The sequence below is a fragment of the Chitinimonas lacunae genome, from assembly GCF_042650885.1.
GTDB lineage: Bacteria > Pseudomonadota > Gammaproteobacteria > Burkholderiales > Chitinimonadaceae > Chitinimonas_A > Chitinimonas_A lacunae.
Window position 1 is genome coordinate 2192689 of sequence record NZ_JBHSBU010000001.1, and the last position, 26573, is coordinate 2219261.

A 26573-nucleotide genomic window follows, 5' to 3' on the forward strand; every position below is an offset into this window, starting at 1 on the left:
GCAGGCTTGGCGGCAGCTCCGGTTTAAGCGGAAATGCGCCAGGCAGTGGGGAACAGAGAAGCCGGGGAAAGATCTTGGACGTTATTTTTTAAAAATTGCTCATTTTCTGCCATACATCTTGTATGCATATTGCAGATTTTTTACAAACCAAGATCTACTTACGCAGCAACTGATGCCGTTCACGCTCCAGTTGCGCCATATAGCGTTGCAGGATGTTTTCGGTCTGGCGGGGCAGATTGACGAAGCGGCAGCCCAGCATGGTGAGGGTGGAGCCGTTGCGTTGGGTGACGCGGCGCTTGGCGCGGATTTCGAGCGAGACGCTGATCAGGCCGAAGGTGGCCAGATCAATCTGGCAGTTGTGGAAGATATCGAGGATCTCGACATTGGGGGCATTGCCCGGATACCACAGGCCAATGCCGCCAATCGAGATATCGTGCAGGGTCAGATCGAGCGCGCGGCCGCTTGGGTGGGGCAGCTTGCAGACCAGCGGCTTGCCGACCGGGGTTTCGAGGCGGAAGAATTCGCGCCGTTGCAGCTTGATCATATCGGCCGGGAAATCGGCCACGAAGGCTTTCTGGCCTTCAAACTCGTCGAATTCGATATTGCCGTCGAGAACGAACTGCACCTTGACACCTTCGGGTGCTGCGGCGAATACCACCCGGTCGGCTCGCAGCAGCGAACGGTTGATGGCATCGCTGCTGCTGACATCGAACCAGAAGCGCATCGCCTTGCTGTCGGCATCGAGCAAGGTGGTCAGCATCGAATTGTGGCCGTGGTCGAAGTAGACGGTGAACAGCTCCGACTTCTGCGCCATGGTACGCAGCACATAGCCGATTTCGAGCGGGGTACGTAACAGATAGGCGCTGACATCCACGCCTTCGGGAATCAGGGCGATCGCCTGTTGATCGTTGGTGTCTGCCACAGTTCTCGTCGCGCTCCGCAGTCTAGGCTTGATCCGGGGATGGGCTAGCTTTTCAGTAGCAGCCCGATATCGTGCGCGAATACCTTGGCTCCCGCACCATAGCTGACGAAAAGCCGCAGTTTGCCGGTCTTGTCGAAAATATAGCTGCCGGCGCTGTGATCGACCGTGTAATTTTTCTCATCGCTACCGTTGACCTTCTGATAGACGATCTTGAAGCGATCGGCCACCGACTTCACCTCGGCCGGGCTGCCGGTCAGACCGATGAAACTCGGGTCGAAGGCCGGCACATAGCGTGCCAGCAGCTCAGGCGGATCGCGCTCGGGGTCAACGCTGACAAACAACACCTGAACCTCGCGCGCCTGCGGGCCAAGCTGCTTCATCGCACTGGCCAGCTCCGACATGGTGGTCGGGCAGACATCGGGACAGTGGGTATAGCCAAAGAACAGCACCACGACCTTGCCGCGGAAATCCGCCAGCGAACGCGGCTTGCCGTGGTGGTCGGTCAGGGTCAGGAAAGGCGACGATGCACTGCCTTGAGCGGGATCGCTGCCAATCGGCGCCCCGGTGATATCGGTCGATTGGAAAGGCGTGGGAGCCGCGCCGGAGCTGCCCGACACCTGGCCGTTGTCACCGCAGGCGGCCAGCATCAGGGCAAGAAACAGGGTGCCCAGGCTGCGCCTAGGCCAGAGGAATACGGACATAGTGGTCAACCAGAAGCGCTGCAAACAGCAGCGACAGATAAAGAATCGAATAGCGGAAGGCACGACGCGCCAGCTCGTCACTGTACTGCCGCCACAGCCGCCAGGCATAGCCCAGGAAAACCGCATCGAGCAGCAAGGCCGCCACCAGATAGATCGCCCCGGCCATCGAGGTGGCAGCCGGCAGCAAGGTGATGGCACACAGGATCAGCGTATAGAACAGCACATGGAGCCGGGTGAACGCGTCGCCATGGGTGACCGGCAACATCGGCAGACCAGCCCGGGCGTAATCGGCCTTGCGGTAGAGCGCCAGTGCCCAGAAATGCGGCGGAGTCCAGGCGAAGATGATCAGAAACAGCAGCATCGCATCGTGGCTGACCTCACCGGTGACGGCGGCCCAGCCCAGGATAGGCGGCATCGCGCCTGAAGCGCCGCCGATCACGATGTTCTGCGGGGTGGCGGGCTTGAGCACCACGGTATAGATAATTGCGTAGCCGACAAAGGTCGCCAGCGTCAGCCACATGGTCAGCGCATTGACCTGCCAGTAGAGCAAGGCCAGCCCGGCGCCGCCCACCACCAGTGCAAACCCCAGCGTCTGTCCCGAGGTCACCTGCCCGCGCGGCAGCGGCCGGGCGCGGGTGCGGGCCATCAGGGCATCGATCTTCTGCTCCACCAGACAGTTGATCGCGGCAGCCGCGCCCGCCACCAAGGCAATACCGAGCGTGGCGGCGGCCACCGTCACCGCATCAGGCAGCGCTGGCGTTGCCAGGAACATGCCGATCACGGCACAGAACACGATCAGCGCGACCACGCGCGGCTTGGCCAGGGCCAGGAATTCGCGCAGCCGGGCATTCAGGCCCGCTGGCGGTTTGGCCAGGGTGGTGACGGTCGTCATAAAGCCTCCTCGGATATCGCTCGCGTCAGGTCTGAGCCAGACGGTAATTGAGGGCCACCGCCACGCACAGCAGCAGCGCGGCACCGGCGTTATGGGCCACCGCCAGTCCCAGCGGCAGTTGCAGCAGCACATTGGCCACCCCAAGCAGCAGTTGCAGCAGCAGGGCCCCCATCAGCAGCAGGGTCAAGCCGGGCAGCAGACGGGCCCGCCACAGGCGCCAGCTCAACCAGCTCAGATAACAGAAAGTCAGCAGCGCCCCGACCCGGTGCAGCCAGTGAATCGCCGTCAGATTGGCCATGCTGAGCAGCTGGCCATCGGGTGTCTGCCCAAGTTCGCGCACCAGATGGAAGGCATCACGGAAATCCATCTGCGGCAGCCACGCCCCCTGGCAGGTCGGAAAATCGCTACAGACTGCCGCGGCGTAGTTGGTGCTGACCCAGCCGCCCAGAATGATCTGGCACGACACCACCGCCAGTCCGAGCAAGGCCCACGGCCGCAGCGCAGCGGCAGCACGGCCCGGCGACGGCCAGCGCTGCTGGCGCATCGCCAGCCAGACCAGCAGTCCCAGCGTGGTCAGACCGCCGATCAGATGGCTGGTGACGATGGCCGGCTTGAGCAACATGGTGACCGTGAGCGCCCCCAGCGCCCCCTGGATGCAGACCACCACCACCAGACCCAGCGGCAATGCCGGCGACTGATCCAGGCGGCGGCGCCACACCACCGCGAGGACCGCCAGACCGATCAGCAGCAGGCCCAGCAGGCTGGCGGCGTAGCGATGGACCATTTCCTTCCACGCCTTGGCCATGCTGACATTGCCATGCGGCGCCTCGGCATGGGCGGCGCTGATCTCCTCGATCGCATGCAAGGGTGTCGGCTTGCCATAGCAGCCGGGCCAGTCGGGACAGCCAAGTCCGGCGTCGGACAGTCGTACATAAGCGCCCAGGACGATCAGACCGAAGGTCCACAGCAAGGCAAGCAGGGTAAGTTTCTTGAACACGGCTAACCCAACGATTCGTTGTTCTTCAGGAAACGGACCAATTCCTTGATCACCCGCCCGGTTTCGGCGTCGCGCGGATAACGGACCACCTGGTTGCCAAGCGGATCGATCAGATAGATGCCGCGCTGGAGTTCACCGGGCAACGGCACCGGGGCCAGTGCGCGGCGGATCGCCGCACCATCGGCCTGCCGCAGCGCCGCCGCGGACGGCTGGCCCTCGCCCGTCACCAGCCATAGCCGCTCGATCCGATGCATTTCCTTGCCTTGGGACAGACGGTATTGGCGCAGCGCGAACAGGGCGTCCATGCAGTCCTTGCCGCAGGCGGCATCGTCGACCATCACCAGCAGCCATTTGCGGCGGAATTCATCGAGCCTGGCCGGTTTGCCGTCCAGGCTCGCCAGCGGGAAATCGGGCAGCGGCCGGACTTCGAGCAGCTGGCCATAGCTGCGGCCGCCAGAAGGTTTCCAGACGTAGTAGGCCAGATAGGACAGCACCACCGGTGCCAGGGCGACCGCGATCAGGGCGATCAGGGTCAGACGGTTGCGGCCGGGCTGGACCGGCGGCTTCAGTTGGGCTTGCGCTTCCAATGCATCACTCCGAACAGCACGATGGCCAGACCGGCGAACAGAAACCATTGGCCGGCATAGCTGTAATGTTTGTCGACCCCCGAGCCGGGCTCGGGCCACTCGCGGACCAGACTGTCGTGGCCGTCGAGCTGGTAGGCCAGCGCGGCCACGGGGGTGGTCCTGACCAGTTCGCCATAACGGCGCCAGTCGAGGTTCTGCCAGACGGGGCCGGCCGTATCCGGCCCCAGTTCGATATAGCGTTGCTCAGGCGCCGTCAGCCGCACCGTGAGCCGTACCGGCGCTGTCGGCAGCGACTGCGCCGGCGGCTGGGCCGACCAGAGCAGCCAGCCACGGTTGACCAGCAACAGGCGCCCGTCGTCGAGCCTGAGCGGGGCCAGCGCATGAAAGCCTGGCCGGCCACGCTGCACCCGATTGGCCAGCAGAATGGCGCCCTCGGGCTGCCAGCGGCCGGTCACCACAAAGCGCCGATCCCAGGCCAGCTCGCCCAATTCGCCGCGCCAGGGCTGCGGCGGCAGTGCCAGACGGGCGTCGCGCTGCTGCTGCGCGGCCGCCTTGCTGCGGCCGCGTTCGAGCTGCCACCAGCCAAGCCGCAGCGTGACCGCCACCAGCAGCAGGGTCAGCAAACACGGAATCAGACGGGGTCGTTGGAAGGGCATACGGACGGTGACGAGGCGGGGACGGCTCGGCTAGACTGGGTTTTTTTCGCGAACGCCGTCGCTTATGAAACTTCTGGTCCTGATCCTTATCATCGCCATCCTTGCCGCCCTCGGCAGCGCCATGCTGGCGCTGATCCGGCATCGCGGCGCCAGCGACCGGGTGGTACGGGCGCTGACCCTGCGTGTGGCGCTGTCGATCGGTCTGTTCCTGTTGCTGATGCTGGCTTACTGGCTGGGGTGGATCCAACCGCACGGCCTTCATTAAAGAACGGCAGTTTTGTTTTTATTATTTTTAAAACCGGCAATGCTTCTTGCGAGCATTTTGCCGGTTTTTTTATTAAGACTGCAACGGCGATTAGAGCCAGTAGACGAAGACGAACAGAATCAGCCACACCACGTCCACAAAGTGCCAGTACCAGGCGGCAGCTTCGAAGGCGAAATGGTGGTCGGCATTGAAATGGCCACGCGCCGAGCGCAGCAGCATCACGGTCAGCATGATGGCGCCGATCATCACATGGAGGCCGTGAAAGCCAGTCATCATGTAGAAGGTGGCGCCATAGACGCCTGAGGCGAGCGTCAGATTCATCTCGTCGATGGCGTGGTGGTATTCATACATCTGCAGGCCCAGGAACAGAAAGCCCAGCGCCACCGTGACGGTCAGGCCCAGCACCAGATGCTTGCGCAGATTCTTGACCAGCCCCCAGTGCGCCCAGGTCAGGGTGGCGCCCGAGGTCAGCAGGATGATGGTGTTGATGGCCGGTAAGCCCCAGGCACCCATGGCCTGATAGGGCTCGACTTCACCGGGTGCCACGCGCAGCGGCCAGCTCGGGATGAAGTCCTGCCACAGCAGCTTGTGGGTCATGTCACCAAGTTCGGGCACCGAAATCATCCGCACATAGAACAGCGTGCCGAAGAAGGCGCCGAAGAACATCACTTCCGAGAAGATGAACCAGCCCATCCCCCAACGGAACGAAATATCGACCCGCTTGGAATAGACGCCCTTCTGCGATTCGCGGATCACATCGCCAAACCAGCCGAACAGCATATAGAGCAGGATGGCCACCCCCAGCGCCAGGGCACCGTAGCCCAGGCCGACCTGGTTGATGCTGAGCGCAGCCCCGAGGCCAATGAAGAACAGCGCAAACGCCCCCACCAGCGGCCATTTCGATGGCTCGGGCACGAAGTAGTCGGGTTGATCAGTCGCCATATGCGTTGCCATGATGGTCTACTCCCTTCTCTTTCTTGTGTTCTGTTTCCGTCAATTGACGATGCTGCGCACCAAGGTCAGCAGACCGCCGATCAGCAGGGCTGCGCACAGCAGCCCTGCGATAATGATCTGATAGGGCCGCAGCCGGCTCAGATCAGACTGGGAATCCTTACCGCGACGAATACCGCTGAAAGCCGACAGCACGGCGCCGATGGCCTGCAAGATGCCTCGTACACCGTGCCGCTCGCTCATGAGGAACGCTCCGCCGGGGTTTTCGGGGCCGTACCGGCCACTTCAAAGAAGCTGTAGGACAGGGTGACGGTATTGACGTCGGCCGGCAGCTTCGGGTCGATCACGAACACCACCGGCATCCGCCGCGTCTCGCCGGCCTTGAAGGTCTGCTGGCTGAAGCAGAAGCAGTCGAGCTTGTTGAAGTAGGCGCCGGCGAGCCCCGGGGCATAGCTCGGGATCGCCTGGCCCACCACGCTGCGCGGCGCCAGGTTTTCGATGTCGTAGTAGACCTGCACCAATTGGCCCGGATGCACCTGCATCCGGGTCCGCTCGGGCGTGAAGCGCCAGGGCAGGCCACCACGCACATTGGCGTCGAACTCGATGGTGAGGGTGCGGTTGCTCACCACCTGGGTATTGCCGACGCTGTCGGCCTTGAGCAGGTTATTGATGCCGGTGACTTCGCAGATCTTCTTGTAGAACGGCACCAGGGCAAAACCGAAGCCGAACATCAATAAGGCGATCACCACCAGCTTGTGCAGGGTACGGCGGTTGTCGCTGCGCATATCCATATCAGCCACCGAACAGGCCAAGCCGGATCATCACCCCGACAAAGAATGCCAGGGCGATCGATCCCAGGATCAGGCCAAGACGGCGGTTGCTGCGGCGGGTATTGGCATCCATCGCAAGCTCCGCTCAGTGCAGCTTCTGCTGGGCCGACAGTTCATCGACCAGGGCTTTGGGCGGCGGGGTTTCCCAGGTATGGAACGGCGCGGGCGACGGCACTTCCCATTCGAGCGTATTGCCGCCTTCCCACGGCCGCTGCGGCGCCGGGCCCGTGCCGCCCCGGATCGTGCGGATCACGTTGTAGAGGAAGATCAGTTGACCAAGGCCGAAGCAGAAGGCACCGATCGAGGCAATGGTATTGAACTCGGTGAACTGGACGGCGTAGTCGGGAATCCGCCGGGGCATCCCGGCCAGGCCGAGGAAGTGCATCGGGAAGAAGGTGACGTTGAACCAGATCATCGACCACCAGAAGTGGAATTTACCCATCTTCTCGTCGTACATATAACCGGTCCACTTGGGCAGCCAGTAGTAGGCGGCGGCAAACAGCGAGAACAGCGCGCCCGCCACCAGCACATAGTGGAAATGGGCCACCACATAGTAGGTATCGTGGAGCTGGATATCGACGGCGGCAATCGACAGGATCACGCCCGACAGGCCACCCACGGTAAACAGGCAGACAAAGCCGACCGCGAACAGCATCGGCGTCTCGAAACTCATCGCGCCGCGCCACATGGTGGCAATCCAGTTGAACACCTTGACCCCGGTCGGCACCGCAATCAGCGCCGTGGCGTACATGAAGAACAGCTGGGCGGTGGCCGGCATGCCGACCGAGAACATATGGTGGGCCCACACCATAAAGGACAGGATGGCGATCGAGCTGGTGGCATACACCATCGAGTGGTAGCCGAACAGCGGCTTGCGCGAGAAGGTCGGGATCACCTGACTCACCACGCCGAAGGCGGGCAAGGCCATGATATAGACCTCGGGGTGGCCGAAGAACCAGAAGATATGCTGGTACAGCACCGGGTCGCCACCGCCTTCGGCATTGAAGAAGTTGGTGCCGAAATGGCGGTCGGTCAGCACCATCGTCACGGCCCCGGCGAGCACCGGCATCACGGCGATCAGCAGGTAGGCGGTGATCAGCGACGTCCAGACAAACATCGGCATGCGCATCAGGGTCATGCCGGGCGCACGCATATTGAGAATCGTGGTGATGATATTGATCGCGCCCATGATGGACGAGATACCCATGATATGGATGGCGAAGATGGTCAGGTCCATCCCCATCCCCATCTGGGTCGACAGCGGCGCGTAGAGCGTCCAGCCTGCCGCAGCCGCCCCGCCCGGCACGGCGAACGAGATCAGCAGCAGCAGGGCTGCCGGCGGCAGCAGCCAGAACGACCAGTTGTTCATCCGGGCAAACGCCATATCGGGTGCGCCGATCATCAGCGGGATCATCCAGTTGGCCAGACCCGTGAAGGCCGGCATGATGGCGCCGAACACCATGATCAGACCGTGCAGCGTGGTGAACTGGTTGAACAGATCAGGCCGGAAGAATTGCAGGCCCGGGCTGAACAGTTCAAGCCGGATACACAGCGCCAGCACCCCGCCCGAGATGAACATCACAAAGGCAAACCACATATAGAGGGTGCCGATGTCTTTGTGGTTGGTGGCGGTCAGCCAGCGGCCCAGGCCGGTGGGCGCGTGATGATGATGGTCGTCGTGCCCGCCGTGAGCCGGCTGCTCGGCGTGCTCGGGAGTATGGATAGTGGTCATGTCAGCTCCTCACCTGCTTATTTGGCCGTCCGGGCGGCCTTGATCTGCGCCGGCTGGACCAGTTGTCCGGTCTTGTTGCCCCAGGCATTGCGCTCATAGGTGACGACGGCCGCGATTTCGGTGTCGTTGAGCTGCTTGCCCCAGGCCTGCATGGCCGGATTCTTCTTGCTGCCATTGAGCACCATATCGATATGGGCTGGCAGTTGGCCGGCTTCGATCGCCATCTTGGAGCCGTCGAGTGCCGGGAAATTGCCCGGGATACCCTTGCCCTCGGCACCGTGGCAAGCCACGCAGTTGGCCTTGTAGACGGCCTCGCCGCGCTTCATCAGATCGGCCAGCGTCCATTGCTTGGTCGGGTCGTCCTGATTGGCGGCCGCTTCCTTCTTTTTCTGTTCGACCCAGGCGGCATATTTCTCCTGGCTTACCACCTCGACCACGATGGGCATAAAGCCATGGTCCTTGCCGCACAGCTCGACACACTGGCCGCGATAGATGCCTTCCTTCTCGGCACGGAACCAGGTATCGCGAATAAAGCCGGGAATGGCGTCCTGCTTGACGCCAAAGGCGGGTACGCCCCAGGAGTGGATCACGTCGTTGGCAGTCAGCAGCACCCGGATCTTCTTGTTGACCGGTACCACCATGCGCTTGTCGACTTCGAGCAGATAGTCGGGATTCTTCTTCTCGCGCTGCTCGGCCGGGATGCCGTAGTTCTCATATTGAGTCTGCGGGGTGGCCAGGCGGCTGTAGAAACCGATGCCTTCACCAAGGTAGTCGTAGCCCCACTGCCATTGGTAGCCGGTCACTTTGATGGTGATATCGGCGCCGCGCGTGTCTTTCTGCTCCAGCACCATCCGGGTGGCAGGCCAGGCCATGGCGATCAGGATCAGCAACGGAATGATGGTCCAGACCAGCTCGACCGTCGTGCTCTCATGAAAGTTGGCAGCTTTATGTCCGACCGATTTTCGATGTTTGAAAATCGAATAGAACATCAGGCCGAACACCACGATAAAGATAATGGCGCAGACAAACAGCAGGTAATCGTGCAACCCGTAGATATCGCGGGCGATTTGCGTGACGGGTGGTTGTAGATTGGTCTTGTAATCGGCGAGACAGGCGCTGCTCGCGACGAGCGAGAGCGCAGCAAGGTATTGCTGTGCGCTTCTTTTCATAGTGTCCCCTTCACGATACGCAGGTGCGTTGCCAACCTGCGCCGTTTCCCTCTGCGCCGAATTGTTACCGGCGTCGTTAGTGGTCGCTCGTCAAATAGCCCTGAAAGTAGCCCAGAACCGGTTTGCGGCGATTTGTCGCAGCGAATGGTATCAGACCGAACAGGAAAAATTCAACTGAAGGGAAAACTTTGAAAATCGTCTTTAAATCATTAATTAATAATGGATTTTAGTGCAATATCGAGTCTTTGCTCGAACAGCGGTTCGAGTTTTTGCTCTGGGCTGTGGAAATAGGGCAACACCCCAAGGCAAGGTCCGGGTAAGCAGCGTGTCAGATAGTCGATATTTTCCTCGGCAGCGGCCATTGCCGGGTCGATCCGGTTGCCGATCCAGCCGGCGAAACGACAACCGGCTGCCTCGATCGCGGCCGCACTCAAACGGGCGTGGTTGAGACAGCCGAGTCGCAGGCCAACCACCAGGATCACCGGCAGATCGAGCAAACGGGCCAGATCGGCCATACTGCGCGTTTCATCGAGCGGTGCCAGCCAGCCGCCCGCTCCTTCGACCAGCACCAGATCGGTCTGACTACGCAAGCCATCATACGCCTCGACCAGCCGCGCCGGCTCGACCGTCACCCCGGCCGCCCGGGCCGCCAGATGGGGCGACAGCGGCAGTTCGAAGGCGTAAGGATTGGTCCAGTGCGCCGGTGCCGCCACGCTGGCGGCACGATGGGCGGCCACATCCTCGTTGTAGAGCGAGCCGTCGGCCAGCCGTTCGCAGCCCGAGGCCACCGGCTTCATCCCGACTGCCCGCAGCCCGAGCCGGGCGGCACTGCGCAACAGGGCGACCGTTGCCACGGTCTTGCCGACCGATGTGTCGGTCCCGGTCATGAAAAAACCGTGTCCGCTCACCGATCGGTCCTCTTGGGCTGGAACTGGATCACCTGGCGACCATCGTCGCGCCGCTCGACGGGCGTCGGCTTCCAGGCATGGCCGTACACCACCTCATAGCTTGCCGGCAGCCGGCCGTCGCGGCGCAACTGCTCATAAGTGGCCATCGCCCGGCTCCAGGCCGACTTGCCCATCAGGCCGGTGCGCCGGCCCAGGGTCACGTTATGGGCACCCAGGGCTTTGAGGTCGCTCATCACGGCGCGCATGTCTTCATAGGTCAGCACGATCTTTTCCATATCCATCACCGGTGAGGCAAAGCCAGCGCGGCTGAGCGCATCGCCCAGATCGTGCATATCGATAAAGCGGTTGACGTGGGTATGGTTATCGACGCCGGCAAACGCGGCACGCAGCTCCTGTAGCGTATCGGGGCCAAACGTGCTGAACATCAGCAGACCTTCGGGTCGCAGAACCCGATGGAATTCGCGGAACGCCGCATCGGGCTCATTGACCCATTGCAGCGCCAAGCTTGACCACACCAGATCGAGCGAACCGCTGGCCAGCGGCAGCGCCTCGATATCGCCGCACACCTGCCAGGGCGCCCGGCCGAACCAGCGTCCCAGCAGCCCCACCCGCTCGCGTGCCACCGCCAGCATCGCCGGGGCCAGATCGAGTTCGAGCAGCCGGGCACCTTCATAGCGCTGGCGCAGACGCGGTCCGGCATAACCGGTGCCGCAGCCGGCGTCGAGGATATGGCGTGGTGCCAGCTTGACCCATTGCAGCCGGTCCAGCATCCGCTCGGCCACTTCGCGTTGCAGCACAGCCGCGCCGTCGTAACTGCGGGCAGCCCGGTCGAACGAGCGCCGTACTGCCTGCTTATCGGTGTAGAACGCCTCGCTCATGCCGCTCTCCGTCGCTGGCGCCAGATCTCGATCACGCCGGGCAGGATCGACAGCACGATAATCAGCAGAATCAGCTTGGAAAGATTGTCACGCACCAGCGGCAGATTGCCGAACAGATAGCCGGCATAAAGAAATCCGACAACCCAAGCCAAGGCCCCAATTACGTTGTAAGCAAAAAATCTTGAATACTGCATCTCCCCTACCCCAGCCACAAATGGGGCGAAAGTGCGCACGATGGGAACGAAACGAGCGAACACGATGGTCTTGCCGCCATGGCGCTCGTAAAAGGCATGGGTACGGTCAAGGTATTCACGCCGGAAGATGCGCGACTGAGGATTGGCAAACAGCCGCATGCCGATCCGGCGCCCGATCAGATAATTGAGCGCGTCGCCGCTGATCGCCGCGATCAGCAACAACAGGGCCAGCAGATGGACATTGAGTTCGTTGCCAGGCTGTGCAGCCAGCGCCCCCGCGACAAACAGCAGCGAATCGCCGGGCAGGAAAGGCATCACCACCAGCCCGGTCTCACAGAAGATCACCGCAAACAGCAAGGGATAGAGCCAGACACCATAGTCGCTGGCCAGTTGGGCCAGCAGGCGGTCGAGATGGAAGAACAGGTCGAGCAGGGAGAAATCCACGGGGTCTCCTTATGACTGCGGCCGGCACAAGGCCGGCCGCACGGGGAATGGTCAGGACGGCCAGGCCGCTCAGACGACGGCTTCCTCCTTGTTCTTGATCGGCTTGACCATGCTTTCGCGGGTAAGGCCGAACAGCAGCAGCAGCGGACTGGCCACCAGCACCGAGGAGTAGATGCCGAACACGATGCCGATGGTCAGCGCCAGCGCAAAGTTATGCAGCGCCGGACCGCCGAACAGCAGCATGGCCAGCACCATCATCTCGGTCGAGGTGTGGGTGATGATGGTCCGGCTCATCGTGGTGGTAATGGCGTTGTCGATGATCTCGGGCACGCTGCGGCCGCGCATCGCGCCTTTGCGGAAGTTCTCGCGGATCCGGTCGAACACCACCACCGATTCGTTGACCGAGTAACCGAGCACTGCCAGCACCCCGGCCAGCACCGCCAGGTTGAACTCCCAGCGGAAGAAGGCGAAGAAGCCCAGGATGATCACCACGTCGTGCAGGTTGGCGATGATGGCCGACAGGGCGAAGCGCCATTCGAAGCGGAAAGCCAGGTAGACGATGATGAACAGCACGGTCAGCAGCAGCGCAGTCAGACCGTGCTCGACCAGTTCGTCACCGACCGAGGGGCCGACGAAATCGACCTTGCGCAATTCGACGCAGCGGTTTTCCGGCAAGGGCTTGACCAGCGAAGGATCGGTCACGGCCTGATTGGCCTGCCGCACGGCAAGGCACTCGGCCGGCTCGCCGGCCTTGGCCACCAGCTCGGCGTAGACCTTGTTCGACAGGTCGGCACTGCTCATCCCCCGCACGGTGGGCAGCCGCACCATCACTTCGCGGGTATTGCCCAGCGCCTGGACCTGGACTTCCTTATGCTGGCCCCCAAGGTTCATCGCCTCGACCGTATGGCGCACCGACTCGACATTGGCCACCGTCGGGTAGCGCAGTTCGAGCACCGTACCGCCGGTGAACTCGATCGACAGATTGAGGCCACGCGTCACCAGGAAGAACACCGCGAGCAGGAAAGTCACGAGCGAAATGGTCGTCGTGAGCTTCCCGTAGCTCATGAACGGGATGTCTTTTTTGAAATGGAACAGTTCAAGCATGATCGGATCGGTCCTTGTCGCGTTACACCGCCAGCGACTTGAGGCCGCGACGATAACCGTAGACGAGATTGACGATAGCGCGCGACACGAACACGGCCGACACCATCGAGGTCAGGATGCCGAGGCAATGCACCCAGGCAAAGCCGCGCACCGCACCAGAACCGAACACCAACAGTGCCACACCGGCGATCAGGGTGGTGATATTGGAGTCGAGAATCGTGGCCCAGGCGTGCTCGTAACCGGACTTGATCGCCGTCTGCGGCGGCAGGCCGGCGCGGATTTCCTCACGGATGCGTTCGTTGATCAGCACGTTGGAGTCGATGGCCATACCGAGCGTCAGCGCGATGGCCGCGATACCGGGCAGGGTCAGCGTCACCCCGAGTGCCGACAGCAGCGACAGCAGGAACAGCAGGTTCACGCCCAGCGCCACGGTCGAGATCACGCCGAACACGCGGTAGTAGACCATCATGAACACGGCCACGGCGAGGAAGCCGAACAGGGTGGCCTTGAAGCCACGTTCGATATTCTCCTTGCCCAGGCTCGGGCCGATCACGCGCTCTTCGACGATATTCATCGGCGCCGCCAGCGCACCGGCGCGCAGCAGCAGGGCGGTATCGCGGGCGTCGGTACTGCTCATGGCGCCACTGATCTGCACCTGACCGCCGCCGATCTCGGAACGGATCACCGGAGCCGTCACCACCTGGCCCTTGCCTTTTTCCACCAGGATCATTGCCACGCGACGGCCGATGTTTTCCTTGCTCAGCACACGGAAGATCTCGGCACCGGCCGAATCGAGCCGGATATTGACCGCAGGCTGACCCTGGTCATCGAAGCCCTGCTGGGCGTCGTTGATATTGTCACCAGTCAGTTCGACTTCACGCCGCACCAGGATGGGCTGCACCTGGCCGTTGGGACCCAGGTCTTCCATCAATTCGGTATTGGGCGGCACATTGCCGTTGATGGCTTCTTGCAACTTGGCCGGATCTTCTTCGACTACCCGCATTTCCAGCGAGGCAGTACGGCCAACGATGTCCTTGGCCTTGGCAGTGTCCTGCACACCCGGCAATTGCACCACGATGCGCTCGGCACCTTGTTGCTGGATGGTCGGTTCGGCCACGCCCAGTTCGTTCACCCGGTTATGCAGGGTGGCCACGTTCTGCTTGACCGCATCGGTCTGGATACGGCGCAGCTCTTCGGGACGGAAGGTCAGACGCAGGCGGTTGGTGCCCGAGTCGGTGATCTGCATTGCCGGCAGCACACGTTCCAGCTCAGTGCGGGCCAGACGCAGCTTTTCCGGATCGCGCAGTTGAATTTCGATTGCGTCACCGACCCGCTTGACCGCACCCGAGCCGGAATGGGCCAGCTTCTTCTCGCGCAGGGCACGCCGGGCATCGGCAGCGGCGGTATCGAAGGCCTTGTTCACCGCCGCCTTCATATCGATTTCAAGCAGGAAGTGCACACCACCGCGCAAGTCCAGCCCCAGGGCCATCGGCTGGGCGCCCGGGACTTTCTTGAGCCAGTCGGGCACGTTGGTGACGAGATTGAGGGCGACCACATAGTTGTCGCCCAGCGCCTTTTGAATTTCTTCCTTGGCCTTGATCTGGCTGTCGGTATCTTTGAAACGGACGATCAGGCTGCCGTTTTCCAGTACGCTTCGCGTCAGCGGCAGTTTGCGTTCGGCCAGCAGTTTTTCGACCCGGGCGGTAACGGTCGGATCAACGACGATCGAGGAGCGGGCGCCCGAGATCTGCACGGCCGGACTTTGACCGTAGAGATTGGGCAGCGTGTAGAACATGCCCAGCAAGACGAGCAAGGCAATGATCAGGTATTTCCAGAGTGGGTAACGATTCATGGCGAGGTGGTATGTGCTGGCCCGCTTCGGCCAATGCGAAAACGGGGCAGCTGCTGCCACCCCGCACGAATCAGCGGTTTGCCTTGATGGTGCCCTTTTCGAGCTTGGTGGCAATGGCGCCGCGCTGCACGAGAATCTCGACGCCGTCGGCCACCTCGATGGTCAGATACTGTTCGCTGGCTTTGACCACGCGACCGAGTTCGCCGCCATTCGTCACCACCTCGTCACCCTTGGCCAGTGCATCGAGCATGGCCTTGTGTTGCTTCATACGGGTCTGCTGCGGCCGGATCATCATAAAGTAGAACAGCACGACGATAACAATCATCGGCCCGAGCTGCATCAGCAGACTGGGTTCAGCTTGGGCAGGGGCGGCCGCGTAGGCGGTACTGATGAACATGGGCTAACTTCCGAAAAACGTGGACAAAACGCGAACGGCGCATTCTAGCCGCTCACCCGGTCAAAATCCACCAAGCCGACGGCCGGGCGGAGCTGCACCCATATGCGGGCATGGCACACGAATCACAAGAGAGGAAAACAGGAAAGTCGGCGATCACACCGTTCAAGTCGCCGGCGGCTCAGGTGGGCTCGGTTCGTCGTCGGCGCGGCGATCATACACCTGGGCAAAGGTCAGGATCACTTCGCGCACCACCTTCCGCTGTGGGGCCGGTAGACGCAGAAATGCATCCAGAGTTTCACGCTCACCATAACTGAGTTCGCGTTCCCAGCGATCATGCCGTTCTTCGACCTGCTGGGACGGATCGGTACCGAAACGCAGTTGCTGCGGTGTCACCTGGAGCCATTCGGCCAATACCAGCAATTTATCCTGCGAAGGCAGCGTTTCGCCGAGCAGCCAGCGTCTCACCCCATGCAAGGTGACGCCTTTGCCCCAGTAACGCTGGTTGAACTCGCGCTCCAGCACCGAGGGCTTGGGCTCGTAGCCCATCGCCTGCATCGCTTCCCGTAATCGTTGCGCAAATTCGAGCTTGACGTTTTTCATGCCGGCAAAGTACCGACACGTCGACATCACGGCGTAACCCAAGCCAGCCGCTGGTTACGACCGCTGTTTTACTTACGCTCAACCCGGCAGGATAGCAGATCGGCCCTGTTGGGAAGAAAAGTATTAAGTAAATTTTTCTGCAAAATCTATACAAGATATGTAGCCATATATATAAGTTTTAGAAAAATTCCCTTCACACCCACTTCCCCTCCACCACTCCAGTACGACCGGACGCCCAGCCCCCACCTCCAACCCCACGTCCGCTTCAACAAGATTCCGCGCCCTCTCCCAAGCTCGATCAGCTCCATTTTCCTTGAAGAAGTCGGAAATACCGCTTGAAGCGGCTGCGGCATCGCTGTGTCCGTGGACCGACCGGCGAGGCTGAAGCGGCGCCGCTTCTAACGATAAGGGGTCAGCTCACGAAACGGAAAAAATCGTACGCTAAGCCTCGCCTGGTATTCGTAGCGGCCGGAATTTGCCTTGCTCAACCTGCTTGTTCTGCCGCCAGATGTAGTCGCCGGTCAGGTTGATGTGCTCCCAGCCCAGCGGCGAAAGATGCGGTAGCAGGCGCTCGTCGATGTTCTTTCCCGTGTCGCGCAGCGCCTGGACTGCCCGTTCCAGGTAGACCGTGTTCCAAAGGATGATTGCCGCCACCACCAGGTTGAGGCCGCTCGCGCGGTAGCGTTGGTTCTCGAAACTGCGGTCACGGATTTCGCCGAGCCGGTTCAGGAACACAGCGCGAGCCAGCGCATTCTTGGCTTCACCCTTGTTCAAGCCAATCTGCACGCGACGGCGCAATTCGACATTCTGCATCCAGTCGAGCGCAAACAGCGTGCGCTCGATGCGTCCCAACTCGCGCAAGGCTACCGCCAGGCCATTCTGGCGCGGGTAGCTGCCGAGTTTCCTGAGCATCAGCGAGGCCGTGACCGTGCCCTGCTTGATTGAGGCGGCTAGCCGCAGGATTTCGTCCCAATGGGCGCGGATGTGCTTCACGTTGACGTTGCCGCCGATCAGGCCGGCGAGCGTCGGGTACTGTTTGGCGTCGCCGTGGATATACAGGCGCTTGTCGGCCAAGTCGCGGATGCGCGGAGCGAAGCGAAAGCCCAGCAGGTACATCAGCGCAAACAGGTGATCGGTGAAACCGGCCGTGTCGGTGTAGTGCTCCTCGATGCGCAGGTCGGATTCGTGATACAGCAGCCCGTCCAGGACGTGGGTGGCATCGCGCACCGTGGCATTGATGACCTTGGTGTGAAACGGCGCGTACTGGTCGGAGATGTGGGTATAGAACTGCACGCCCGGTTCCTGACCGTACTTCAGGTTCACCTGGCCGGCAGCTTGGCCACGGCCGCCGGCCTTGAAGTTCTGGCCGTCCGATGACGACGTGGTACCGTCTCCCCAGTAGGCGGCGAAGGGTTGGCGGAACTGGGCATTGACCAGCTCGGCCAGACCCGCCGAATAGGTGTCGTCGCGGATGTGCCACGCTTGCAACCACGTCAGTTTGGCGTAGGTCACACCGGGGCAGGACTCGGCCATCTTGGAGAGGCCCAGATTGATGGCATCGGCCAGGATGGTCGTCAGCAGCAGATGCTGGTCTTCGGTTGGTGCGTCACTCTTGAGGTGCTTGAAATGGCGGCTGAAGCCGGTCCAGCCATCGACTTCCAAAAGCAGGTCGGTGATCTTCAGATGCGGCAGCAGGTTGTACGCCTGCTGCATCAGCGCCTCGGCCTCGTCGGGCACGGCGTTGTCCAGCGGAGAAATCTTGATTCGCCCGGTGCTGGTGATGGCCGCACTGGGTAATTCGTTAGCGGCGGCCAGCCGCTCGACTGTCGCCAGTTGCTCTTGTAGCACCGCAAGCCGGGCTTCCAGAAAGCGTTCGCAGTCGGTATCGACGGCCAAGCCCAATTCACGTTGGTCGCGCTGCACCGCGAAACGCGGCGGCGGCAACAGGTAGTCCTCGAAATCCTTGAACTGGCGCGATCCCTGCACCCAGATGTCGCCGGAGCGCAGTGAGTTCTTCAACTCGGACAGCACGCACAGCTCATAGAAACGCCGGTCAAATCCATCTTCCGTGCGCACCAGGCTTTCCCAGCGCTTGCGAACGAACGACGTGGGCGCGTCGTCAGGCACTTTGCGCGCCTGACGGTCGTTCATTCCTTTGAGCACTTCGACGCCGGCCAGCAGTTCGCGCGCTGCCGGCGCGGCCTTCATGGTTAGCGCTTCCAGCAGGGTCGGCGTGTAGCGCCGGAGCTGGGTGAAGCCGTCGCCGACCAGGGACAGAAAATCGAAGTCTTCCGGCCGGGCCAGCGTTTCCGCTTCAGAAATACTTTCGCTGAACGCATCCCAGGGGATGATCGCCTCGATGGCGGCGAACGGATCGTCGCCCGACTGCTTCGCTTCTAGCAGGGCGCGACCGATGCGCGAGTACAGCCGCACCTTGTCGTTGATCGCCTTGCCGGACTGCTGGAAACGGTCGGCATGGTTGCGTTTGGCCTTGCTGAACAGCGTACCCATGAAACGGTCGTGCAAGTCGATGATCTCATCGATCAGCGTGGCACGGGTATCGAGGATCACCGCGACCAGGGTCGCAAAGCGACGGCTCGGCTCTAGGTCGCGCAGGTGCTGGGCTGTCATCTGTCCGCCTTCGCGGGCGAGCTTCAGCAGGCGGTTTTGGTGAATGACGTGTTCTAGGCCGCCTGGCAGCGCCAGGTCGCGGATGGTCTTCAGCCGTTCCAGGTGGGCCAATACATGCTTGGGCTTCGGCGGGCCGGGCGGCTGGCATAGCCAGATTAGCCCGCTGCCCTTGGTGCCCTCGCGGATCGACAGCAGCCCGTCAAGCGCACCGCGGTGGAAATCAGCGAGCGGCGCGGTGAGCGCCTCATAGACCCGGCGCGTGCCGCGTGTCAGCGCCTCGCTGCACACGCGCTCGATGACATCGACGGTCGGAAGGATGATGCGTGCCTGCCGCAGCAGCTCGACCAGCGCTTCGGCCAGCACGATACCCCGGTCGGTCTGCTGGGCCAGATCAGCGAGCTGGTGGACGAAGTGCCGATAGTCCGCGACAGCGAACGGCTTCAGCTTTAGCCACGCCTGCAATTCCAACAGATGCTCGCGCCTCGTTTCCGGCCGCTGCGCGTATTGCGGCCAGATGTCCGGCTCGATGCGCAATTGGCGACTGACGATGTTCAGCAGGGAGGCGGGGGGATCTGCGTCAGTCGGCAGGGCAAAGCCTGGATAGCGTAGGTAGCACAACTGCACCGCGAAGCCGAGGCGGTTGTGACTGCCGCGCCGCTGGTGAATCACAGACAGGTCGGGTTCGGCAAAGGTGTAATGCTGGATGAGTTCGTCGTCGGTGGCCGGGAAAGCGAGCAGGCCAATACGCTCGGCGGGCGTCAGCAGATTGCGGCGCGGCATGGTCAGTCGTCCGTTTTCAGGTACTGGTAGAGGGTTTCGCGGCTGATGCCGAACTCGCGGGCGAGCTGCGCCTTCTTCTCGCCGGCAGCGGTGCGACGGCGCAGTTCGGCCACCCGCTCCGGCGCGAGCGCCTTCTTGCGACCCCGGTAGGCTCCGCGCTGCCTAGCGAGCGCGATGCCCTCGCGCTGCCGTTCGCGGATCAGGGCGCGCTCGAACTCGGCGAACGCGCCCATCACCGACAGCATCAGATTCGCTATCGGCGAGTCCTCCCCGGTGAAGGTCAGGTGCTCCTTGACGAATTCGATGCGCACGCCGCGCTGAGTGAGACCCTGCACCAGGCAGCGCAGGTCATCGAGGTTGCGCGCGAGACGATCCATGCTGTGCACCACCACCGTGTCGCCTTCGCGCACGAACCCGAGCAGCGCATCGAGCTGTGTACGCTGCGTGTCCTTGCCCGATGCCTTATCGGTGAACACCTTGTCTACCTGGACGTGTTCGAGCTGCCGTTCCGGGTTCTGGTCGAAACTGCTGACGCGAACGTAGCCGATGCGATGCCCCTGCAAGATGCCTCCCGAGCTGAAAGTGTCAGGCAGAAATCTATGGCCTTGCGCGGCATGCGTCAAGAAATTGAAAAATCGGCTCTATCCTGACGTTTTCGACTGGGTCGGCCTGACATCAAGTTAGGGTGTACCTCAGCCGGACATGGCTTAGCGTACGATTTTTTCCGTTTCGTGAGCTGACCCCGATAAGGGGATAGGGTAGCGAGGCAGGCCGATGGTCTGGCTGGCGCTTACAACGCGGCATCACGCCCAGGCCGCCAGCACACATCGGGCTGACCGGCCGCCCGGTTGGCGCAGCGGGCCAGGACGAATAACAGGTCGGAGAGACGGTTGAGATAGGGGGTGGCCAGCGGGCCGACCGGACCGGCATCGCTATGGGCCAGCCCGACCAGCGCCCGCTCGGCACGGCGGCAGACCGTCCGCGCCACATGCAGAAGCGCCGCAGCGCGGCAGCCGCCCGGCAGGATGAATTCGCGCAGTGGCGGCAACTCGGCGTTGAATTCGGCCACCGCCGCTTCGAGCCTTTGCAGATGCACTTCGCCGATCGCCTCGCGACCCGGGATGCACAATTCACCGCCCAGATCGAACAGATCGTGCTGGACCGAAGTCAGGCAGGCGCGGATGGGCTCAGGCAGGGTTTCCGCCAGGACCAGACCAAGCTGGCTATTGAGTTCATCGATATCGCCCAGCGCGGCGATACGCGGAGCGGACTTGCCGATCCGGCTGCCGTCGCCAAGGCCGGTGCTGCCGTCGTCGCCGGTGCGGGTGGTGATCTTGCTGAGCCGGTAGCCCATGACGCTGCATCCTTGCTGGAATAAGAAGCCGGCAAGTTAGCAAAAAGCCCGGCGGCGACCAAATCTCAGGCTGACGGCGGTTCGGGCTGGGCGTCGAGCAGGCTCAAGGCACGGCGGTATTTCTCCAGCCTGACCCAATCATGTGGACCTGGCTCGGCGATCCGCGACAGATCACTGTTGTCTTCGAGATCAGCCCGCTTGACCCGGCGGCCGATCGGGTCGGCGGCGGCGCGGATAATGAAATCCTCGTAGCTTTCGCCTTCGCGCCGGGTGACGGCGTCAAGCGCAGCGATCACCGCCTCGGAAAAGCCTTCGGCGCGTAGGCTGTCAAAGCTGATGCCGCAGTCTTCGACCGTGTCGTGCAAAACGGCCACGATGCGGCCCGCCTCGTCGGGCAGACGCAGCATCAGCCGCAGCGGATGAAGGATATAAGGCGCACCGGCCTTGTCGACCTGCCCGGCATGCAAGGTGGCGGCGAGTGCGATGGCGCGTTCCAAGGTGGCCATGATCGGCTCCGGCTCAGTCGGCGATGGCAACATCGACGGCAATGGGATTGAGGATGGGCAGCAGCGCTTGCGGATCGAGCCCGATCAGAAAACCGCGCTTGCCACCATTGAGATAGATACGGTCGAGTTCGAGCACACTGCGTTCTATATAGACCGGCATCGGCTTGCGGGTGCCAAGCGGGCTGGTGCCGCCGACCAGATAGCCCGAATGCCGGTTGGCCACCTCAGGCGCACACGGCTCGATATGGCGGCGTCCGGTCTGACGGGCCAGATTGCGGGTCGAGACCTGACGATCGCCGTGCATCAGCACAATCAGCGGTTGCCGGTCCTGATCCTGCATCACCAGCGTCTTGACCACGGCATGCTCGGGAACGCCAAGCTGGCGCGACGACTCGGCCGTGCCGCCATGCTCGACGTAGTCATAAAGATGTTCGGTATAGGCGACCCGGTGCTGACGCAGCACCCGCACCGCCGCCGTAACGGGGGCTTTTTCCTGGCTCATGGCGGCGGATTCTAGCTTGCTGTCCGGCTTTGGGGCAGACGCGGATTATTTATATTCCGTACGCCGGTCCAGGCGCCACGGGCAACGGACGCCAACACGGCTGGCAGTCCGTATCGGCAGCCAGCGTCGCCACCAGGCCAGGCCCAACCTCGAGCGACCACAGCCGCCACGACGACTCTTCCAATAAACGCAGCGGCCGGCGCGGGTCGAGATCGACGGCTACCGTGCGCGGATCCTGGCCAAATCCCACCCCCAACGCTTTCAACACCGCTTCCTTGACCGTCCAGGCCCGCCAGAATGCAGCAAGCCGCAGTTCGGCCGGCAGCGCATGAAACTGGGCCAGCTCGGCCTCGGCTGCCACCATCTCCAGCATCCCGTCGATATCGTCGAGTAGCCGCACCGTTTCAATATCGATCCCGACCCGTGCCCCGCTTGCCACGGCCACGGCAGCATGGCTACTGCAATGCGACAGATTGAAATCAGGCGGATCGGGATGAAAAGGAAGCTGCAACCTGGGCTTACCCCGCTCCTGCCGCACCATGCGGACTTCGGTTGGCAGACAGCCAAGCCGCCAGGCCAGAATCCGCCGCAGTCCCAGATGGGCGGCCAGATAGGCCGACCGGTCGCGCTCGAAATAGAATGCCCGGTAGCGCTCCTGCTCCGCCTCATCCAATTGGGCCGGATCGCCCTTCACCTCGGTAAAGGCGAAACACCACCAATCGACACAGGGCACAGGGAGCAAGGGCGAGGACATACGGCAAGGGAAGGATCGATAGTGGCCCGATCATAAAGCATGGGCCAGGCGGCCGGGATGGAATTCGCGGTCATGACAGCGAAGACTGCGGTGCGTCCGTTTCTTGCTGGAACAGAAATAGGTGCAGCATCGCTTGGCAATCTGCCCGGTTGTCCGCCTCGACCACGAGGTTGCTGCTGGCCTTCGCGGTTTCGCCGCCACCTCGCCTTTGTGCCGCGACGGACAAACCGGGACCTGGCTTGGCAGTTTCAATAGCTCACCGCTGAAAATTTTTACTTTTTGAATATATACCGCCCCAGGTCTTGCAGTTGTTTTGCGGGATATTTTCCAAATTAACCCGGACACCAATTATGCCTTATTGGGACGAAATAGATTTCCATCAACCGCTGACCGAACTTGGCATGGCCGTCACCCGCAAGGTGCCGCCGACGCCGGTCGCCGAACCGCGTCTGGTGGCCTGGAATACCGATCTGGCCGAGCAACTGGGCTTGCCGGCTGAACTTGCTGACGACCCCGATACCGCCCTGGTGCTCGGTGGCAACCGGATACCTGCCCGCGTCGAACCGATTGCCACGGCCTACGCCGGTCATCAGTTCGGCGTCTTTGCCGGTCAGCTTGGTGACGGCCGCGCGCTGCTGCTGGGCGAGATCGATACCCCAGGCGGCGTCCGGGCCGAGCTTCAGCTCAAGGGGGCGGGCGAGACTCCGTTCTCGCGCATGGGCGACGGCCGCGCGGTGCTGCGCTCGACCATTCGTGAATACCTGTGTTCAGAAGCGATGCATGGGCTGGGCATTCCGACCACCCGGGCACTGGCCATCGTGGCCAGTCCGCAGCCCGTCTGGCGAGAAACCATGGAGACGGCGGCTGTGCTGACCCGGGTCGCCGAGAGCCATCTGCGCTTTGGCCATTTCGAGCAGCAGTTCTACCGCCGTCAGTACGCCCAGCTGCATGAACTGGCCGATTACGCCATCGACCGCTATTTCCCGACCTGCCGGGCGGCCGGGAATCCTTATCAGGCCATGCTGGAAACCGTGATCGAGCGCACCGCCGAGCTGATTGCCCAGTGGCAGGGGGTGGGCTTCTGCCATGGGGTGATGAATTCGGACAATATGTCGCTGCTTGGCCTGACCATCGATTACGGCCCCTACGGTTTTCTCGACGGCTGCAATCTGGGCCATATCTGCAACCATTCCGATGAGGCCGGCCGTTACGCCTACGACCAGCAGCCCGAGGCGGCACTGTTCAATCTGCAGTGTCTGGCCCAGGCTTTGTTGCCGCTGCTTGAGCGCGATGAGGCCGTCGCGGCGCTGCAAGGCTATCAGCCACGCTATGAAGCGGCGCTGGAACGGGTATTCCGCGCCAAGCTGGGGCTTGCCAGCGAACGGGAGGGGGATTGGGAGCTGACCCTGCGCCTGTTGGAACTGATGCAGGGTAGCGGCAGCGACTGGACCCTGACCTGGCGCCGGCTGGCCGAATTCGATCAGGAAAACCCGGCTGCACCGCTGCGCGATCTCTTCCTTGATCGGCCCGGCTTCGATGCCTGGGCCGAAGACTATCGGGCGCGGCTGGCCTGGGAAAACAGCCTCACGCCCGAGCGGGCAGCGGCAATGCGGCGGGTCAATCCGAAATATATCCTGCGCAACTATCTGGCCGAGCAGGCCATCCGGGCGGCCCAGCAGGGCGACTTCAGCGAGATCAGCCGCTTGCAGCAGCTATTGAAGCGGCCATTCGACGAACAGCCGGAATATGAGGCCTATACGGCGCTGCCGCCCGACTGGGCGGCGCAGATCGAAGTCAGTTGTTCTTCCTGAAGCTCGTCACAGGTCGAGATGCATCCGCAGCTCGCCTTCCTCGACTTCACCCGTGGTGTAGACGAAACCGAGCCGTTCGTAGAACGGGCCGGGATGGCCATCCTGCGGAATGCAGAACAGCGAGATACGCCGCGCCCCAGGCTGCTTGCGTACATGCTCGATCACCTGTTCCACGGCACGCGAGCCAAAGGCGGCGCCCTGGAAGCGATAATCGACCATCAGGCGCCACAGGCCATAGACCGCTGGCTCGGGGCTGGACTTGAGCATCAGGAAACCCACCGGCCGTTCATCGGCGTAAATCGCTCGGACCCAGGTGTGCGCCTTATGCAGAAACGCCTCGGCCAGCGAGACGGCGTTGGGTTCAACAAATACCTCCTGATCGGGCGCAACTTGCAGCCCGATAATCTGTTCCAGATTGTCTGGCGTGACTTCACGCAGCGAAACGACGGCGTTCCTGCCCGGCGAATCGAAGATTGGTTTCATCGTTTTTCTCGTGGTTTGAAGCGTACCGCGCGACGGTCGCGAAAAATGCCTTGATACAAATCCGTCCCGGGTCGAGCCAGGGCACGAAACGATTCGTCAGCAGTAAACGCCGGCAGCCAGAACTGCCCAGCCGCCGGCGCGGCGAGAGGGTAGGCGTTCCGCAGAAAGGATGCAAATTCAAGTAGCTGCGTGCAGGCAGGAGTGTGGGTTCGCCAATACAGGCCCTGCAACACGGCCGTTTGGCGAACTGAAAGCAGGCGGAAAGACAGGGGAAACCCAGTAGAAAGCACAGGGCAGCCGGCCACGAAAACCATCGTGGGCGGCAGCACCTCAACAATCAGGCAAGCTCTCCACCATCGGCCGGGCGAAGTAGTAGCCCTGCTGTAGGTAGATACCGATCCGATGCAGAAAATCCGATTCGCGCCGGGTTTCGATGCCTTCGGCGATAAGTTGGATATCGAGCCTGAGACAAACCAGACGCACCGCCTCGGCAATGGCCTGCCGTACCGGGTCGTGGTCGATGCCACGGGTCAATTCCATATCGAGCTTGAGATAGTGCGGCTGAAACTGCGCCAGCAGATTGAGCCCGGCATAGCCGGCGCCGAAATCGTCGATTGCCGTCAGCAACCCTTGACGGCGATATTCGGCAAAGATCGATTGCAGATGGTTGCTGTCGCGGACCTTCTCCCCTTCGGTTACCTCGAACATGATCCGATGATGGGGAAAATTGTAGCGGGCTGCTGCTTCGATCGTGGCACGGATGCAGGTCTCAGGCCGATAGACAGCGTTGGGCAGGAAATTGATGCTGAGACGGCAGTCCGGAATATTGAGCAGACCAAGCCGGCTGGCCAGTTCGATGGCCTTGACCCGACAGGCCTGGTCGAAACGGTAGCGATTATCGTCGTCGACCCAGGAGAGAACGGTCGCAGCCGACTCCCCATTCACCCCACGCACCAAGGCCTCGTAGGCCGCCGGGCGGCCGCGTTCCAGATCGATGATCGGCTGGAACGCCATGGTGAAGTCAAAAGGCAGCAAGCGCCGGTCACGGCAGGCTTCGCAGCCGATCGGGCTGAAAGGTTGGGGGAATCGGGTAACGGGCATAGCCGAACTCCACTGGCGGAAAAGCAAATCGCTCAGCCAACCATAGCAGAACGGCGCACCGGTCGCGGTACCCGCTCCCCGGGCAAAGCAGCCGTCAGTCTTGCAGACCCTTGTTCAGCAGCTCGGCCACCAGCTCATTGAGACTGACCTGCCGGCTTTGCGCCAGCTCGTGCAGTTGCTTGACCAGCTCGCCATTGAGCTTGACCGCAAACGGCACCAGCCCAGCCGCCTGATCAAGCCGCCGCTGCTCACGCCGATCGATCAGCTCAGCACCTTGGCCGAAGCGGTCAGGCACTCCAGCCTGCTTCATCTTGCCCATCAGCTTCAGACCCTTGTTTTTTTCCAGATCGGTTTTTTTCATCGGTGAAAGTTCTATGTAGAAGAGGGAACCGGCGCATTGTACGCGGGCTGGAGGGGGGGTCGGTTCTTCATGGGGGGTGTACTGAATCTCATCCTAAGTAATCACGCGAAATTAGAATTGAATGTAGTTCCGACTTGATCGAGCATAGCAGTCAGCGCGGACTCGATTTCGGCAGCGGACCATTTAGCGAAGCGTCGCCAGTGATACTTGG

30 protein-coding genes are annotated in these 26573 nt (G+C 62.0%); 2 read left to right on the plus strand and 28 right to left on the minus strand.

The window, feature by feature from the left end:
- Positions 1-154: 154 nt before the first annotated feature.
- The 6 genes from ACFOW7_RS08960 to ACFOW7_RS08985 are packed head-to-tail and all read right to left on the minus strand — an operon-like array spanning position 155 to position 4755.
- Complete coding sequence (locus ACFOW7_RS08960) at positions 155-922, minus strand: flagellar brake protein (RefSeq protein WP_378163278.1); 768 nt, start codon at positions 920-922, stop codon at positions 155-157.
- A gap of 44 nt (positions 923-966) precedes the next feature.
- Positions 967-1623 carry an SCO family protein gene (locus tag ACFOW7_RS08965; RefSeq protein WP_378163280.1) on the minus strand — a complete coding sequence of 219 codons (657 nt, stop codon included), beginning with the start codon at positions 1621-1623 and terminating at the stop codon, positions 967-969.
- Complete coding sequence (gene cyoE / locus ACFOW7_RS08970; protein ID WP_378163282.1) at positions 1601-2515, minus strand: heme o synthase; 915 nt, start codon at positions 2513-2515, stop codon at positions 1601-1603. The genes ACFOW7_RS08965 and cyoE overlap by 23 nt, the downstream gene beginning before the upstream one ends.
- A gap of 25 nt (positions 2516-2540) precedes the next feature.
- Positions 2541-3512, minus strand: coding sequence for a COX15/CtaA family protein (locus ACFOW7_RS08975; RefSeq protein WP_378163285.1), 972 nt, complete (start codon positions 3510-3512; stop codon positions 2541-2543).
- A 2-nt stretch (positions 3513-3514) separates the two neighbouring features.
- Positions 3515-4099, minus strand: coding sequence for a hypothetical protein (locus ACFOW7_RS08980; protein WP_378163287.1), 585 nt, complete (start codon positions 4097-4099; stop codon positions 3515-3517).
- Positions 4078-4755, minus strand: a complete 678-nt coding sequence (locus ACFOW7_RS08985) for an SURF1 family protein (RefSeq protein ID WP_378163289.1) — start codon at positions 4753-4755, stop codon at positions 4078-4080. Before ACFOW7_RS08985 ends, ACFOW7_RS08980 begins: the two co-directional genes overlap by 22 nt.
- A gap of 64 nt (positions 4756-4819) precedes the next feature.
- Between ACFOW7_RS08985 and ACFOW7_RS08990 the strand changes: the two genes are divergently transcribed.
- The gene (locus ACFOW7_RS08990) at positions 4820-5020 is read left to right on the plus strand and encodes a twin transmembrane helix small protein (RefSeq protein ID WP_378163291.1); all 201 of its coding nucleotides are present in this window, start codon (positions 4820-4822) and stop codon (positions 5018-5020) included.
- Between the two features lie 90 nt (positions 5021-5110).
- On the opposite strand, the gene ACFOW7_RS08995 is transcribed toward ACFOW7_RS08990, so the two are convergent.
- The 19 genes from ACFOW7_RS08995 to ACFOW7_RS09085 all read right to left on the minus strand — a co-directional run bounded on the left by ACFOW7_RS08995 (position 5111) and on the right by ACFOW7_RS09085 (position 22606).
- Positions 5111-5974 carry a cytochrome c oxidase subunit 3 gene (locus tag ACFOW7_RS08995; RefSeq protein ID WP_378163293.1) on the minus strand — a complete coding sequence of 288 codons (864 nt, stop codon included), beginning with the start codon at positions 5972-5974 and terminating at the stop codon, positions 5111-5113.
- 39 nt (positions 5975-6013) lie between these two features.
- A complete protein-coding gene (locus ACFOW7_RS09000) occupies positions 6014-6214 on the minus strand; it encodes a DUF2970 domain-containing protein (RefSeq protein WP_378163295.1) in 201 nt (66 codons plus the stop codon).
- On the minus strand, positions 6211-6762 hold the full coding sequence (locus tag ACFOW7_RS09005) for a cytochrome c oxidase assembly protein (protein WP_378163297.1): 552 nt from the start codon (positions 6760-6762) through the stop codon (positions 6211-6213). Before ACFOW7_RS09005 ends, ACFOW7_RS09000 begins: the two co-directional genes overlap by 4 nt.
- A gap of 1 nt (position 6763) precedes the next feature.
- Positions 6764-6874, minus strand: a complete 111-nt coding sequence (locus ACFOW7_RS09010; protein ID WP_378163299.1) for a cytochrome oxidase small assembly protein — start codon at positions 6872-6874, stop codon at positions 6764-6766.
- A 12-nt stretch (positions 6875-6886) separates the two neighbouring features.
- The gene (ctaD, locus tag ACFOW7_RS09015) at positions 6887-8533 is read right to left on the minus strand and encodes a cytochrome c oxidase subunit I (RefSeq protein WP_378163301.1); all 1647 of its coding nucleotides are present in this window, start codon (positions 8531-8533) and stop codon (positions 6887-6889) included.
- A 17-nt stretch (positions 8534-8550) separates the two neighbouring features.
- Positions 8551-9702 carry a cytochrome c oxidase subunit II gene (gene coxB / locus ACFOW7_RS09020; RefSeq protein WP_378163304.1) on the minus strand — a complete coding sequence of 384 codons (1152 nt, stop codon included), beginning with the start codon at positions 9700-9702 and terminating at the stop codon, positions 8551-8553.
- Positions 9703-9911: 209 nt separating this feature from the next.
- Positions 9912-10589: a dethiobiotin synthase gene (gene bioD / locus ACFOW7_RS09025; RefSeq protein WP_378163307.1), complete on the minus strand. Its 678-nt coding sequence runs from the start codon at positions 10587-10589 to the stop codon at positions 9912-9914.
- 17 nt (positions 10590-10606) lie between these two features.
- The gene (gene bioC / locus ACFOW7_RS09030) at positions 10607-11488 is read right to left on the minus strand and encodes a malonyl-ACP O-methyltransferase BioC (RefSeq protein WP_378163310.1); all 882 of its coding nucleotides are present in this window, start codon (positions 11486-11488) and stop codon (positions 10607-10609) included.
- Positions 11485-12126: a DedA family protein gene (locus ACFOW7_RS09035; protein WP_378163312.1), complete on the minus strand. Its 642-nt coding sequence runs from the start codon at positions 12124-12126 to the stop codon at positions 11485-11487. Before ACFOW7_RS09035 ends, bioC begins: the two co-directional genes overlap by 4 nt.
- 69 nt (positions 12127-12195) lie before the next feature.
- Positions 12196-13230: a protein translocase subunit SecF gene (gene secF / locus ACFOW7_RS09040; protein ID WP_378163314.1), complete on the minus strand. Its 1035-nt coding sequence runs from the start codon at positions 13228-13230 to the stop codon at positions 12196-12198.
- A 22-nt stretch (positions 13231-13252) separates the two neighbouring features.
- A complete protein-coding gene (secD, locus tag ACFOW7_RS09045) occupies positions 13253-15082 on the minus strand; it encodes a protein translocase subunit SecD (RefSeq protein WP_378163316.1) in 1830 nt (609 codons plus the stop codon).
- Between the two features lie 70 nt (positions 15083-15152).
- Positions 15153-15479, minus strand: coding sequence for a preprotein translocase subunit YajC (gene yajC / locus ACFOW7_RS09050; protein ID WP_378163318.1), 327 nt, complete (start codon positions 15477-15479; stop codon positions 15153-15155).
- A 162-nt stretch (positions 15480-15641) separates the two neighbouring features.
- The gene (locus tag ACFOW7_RS09055) at positions 15642-16079 is read right to left on the minus strand and encodes a hypothetical protein (RefSeq protein WP_378163320.1); all 438 of its coding nucleotides are present in this window, start codon (positions 16077-16079) and stop codon (positions 15642-15644) included.
- 441 nt (positions 16080-16520) lie between these two features.
- The gene (locus ACFOW7_RS09060) at positions 16521-19490 is read right to left on the minus strand and encodes a Tn3 family transposase (RefSeq protein ID WP_378163322.1); all 2970 of its coding nucleotides are present in this window, start codon (positions 19488-19490) and stop codon (positions 16521-16523) included.
- 2 nt (positions 19491-19492) lie between these two features.
- Positions 19493-20053 (minus strand): recombinase family protein, encoded by a 561-nt coding sequence (locus ACFOW7_RS09065; RefSeq protein WP_378163324.1) that lies wholly within the window; start codon positions 20051-20053, stop codon positions 19493-19495.
- Positions 20054-20280: 227 nt separating this feature from the next.
- The gene (locus ACFOW7_RS09070) at positions 20281-20844 is read right to left on the minus strand and encodes a cob(I)yrinic acid a,c-diamide adenosyltransferase (protein WP_378163327.1); all 564 of its coding nucleotides are present in this window, start codon (positions 20842-20844) and stop codon (positions 20281-20283) included.
- Positions 20845-20909: 65 nt separating this feature from the next.
- Complete coding sequence (locus ACFOW7_RS09075; protein ID WP_378163330.1) at positions 20910-21350, minus strand: hypothetical protein; 441 nt, start codon at positions 21348-21350, stop codon at positions 20910-20912.
- Positions 21351-21363: 13 nt separating this feature from the next.
- Complete coding sequence (gene ybaK / locus ACFOW7_RS09080) at positions 21364-21852, minus strand: Cys-tRNA(Pro) deacylase (RefSeq protein ID WP_378163332.1); 489 nt, start codon at positions 21850-21852, stop codon at positions 21364-21366.
- 49 nt (positions 21853-21901) lie between these two features.
- The gene (locus ACFOW7_RS09085; RefSeq protein WP_378163334.1) at positions 21902-22606 is read right to left on the minus strand and encodes a 4'-phosphopantetheinyl transferase family protein; all 705 of its coding nucleotides are present in this window, start codon (positions 22604-22606) and stop codon (positions 21902-21904) included.
- 350 nt (positions 22607-22956) lie between these two features.
- On the opposite strand from ACFOW7_RS09085, the gene ACFOW7_RS09090 reads away from it, so the two are divergent.
- Positions 22957-24417 (plus strand): protein adenylyltransferase SelO, encoded by a 1461-nt coding sequence (locus tag ACFOW7_RS09090; RefSeq protein WP_378163336.1) that lies wholly within the window; start codon positions 22957-22959, stop codon positions 24415-24417.
- A gap of 6 nt (positions 24418-24423) precedes the next feature.
- On the opposite strand, the gene ACFOW7_RS09095 is transcribed toward ACFOW7_RS09090, so the two are convergent.
- The 3 genes from ACFOW7_RS09095 to ACFOW7_RS09105 form a co-directional block, all read right to left on the minus strand.
- Complete coding sequence (locus ACFOW7_RS09095; protein ID WP_378163338.1) at positions 24424-24900, minus strand: GNAT family N-acetyltransferase; 477 nt, start codon at positions 24898-24900, stop codon at positions 24424-24426.
- Between the two features lie 330 nt (positions 24901-25230).
- Positions 25231-26001: an EAL domain-containing protein gene (locus tag ACFOW7_RS09100; protein WP_378163340.1), complete on the minus strand. Its 771-nt coding sequence runs from the start codon at positions 25999-26001 to the stop codon at positions 25231-25233.
- Between the two features lie 94 nt (positions 26002-26095).
- Positions 26096-26362: a hypothetical protein gene (locus ACFOW7_RS09105; RefSeq protein ID WP_378163342.1), complete on the minus strand. Its 267-nt coding sequence runs from the start codon at positions 26360-26362 to the stop codon at positions 26096-26098.
- Positions 26363-26573: the final 211 nt, after the last annotated feature.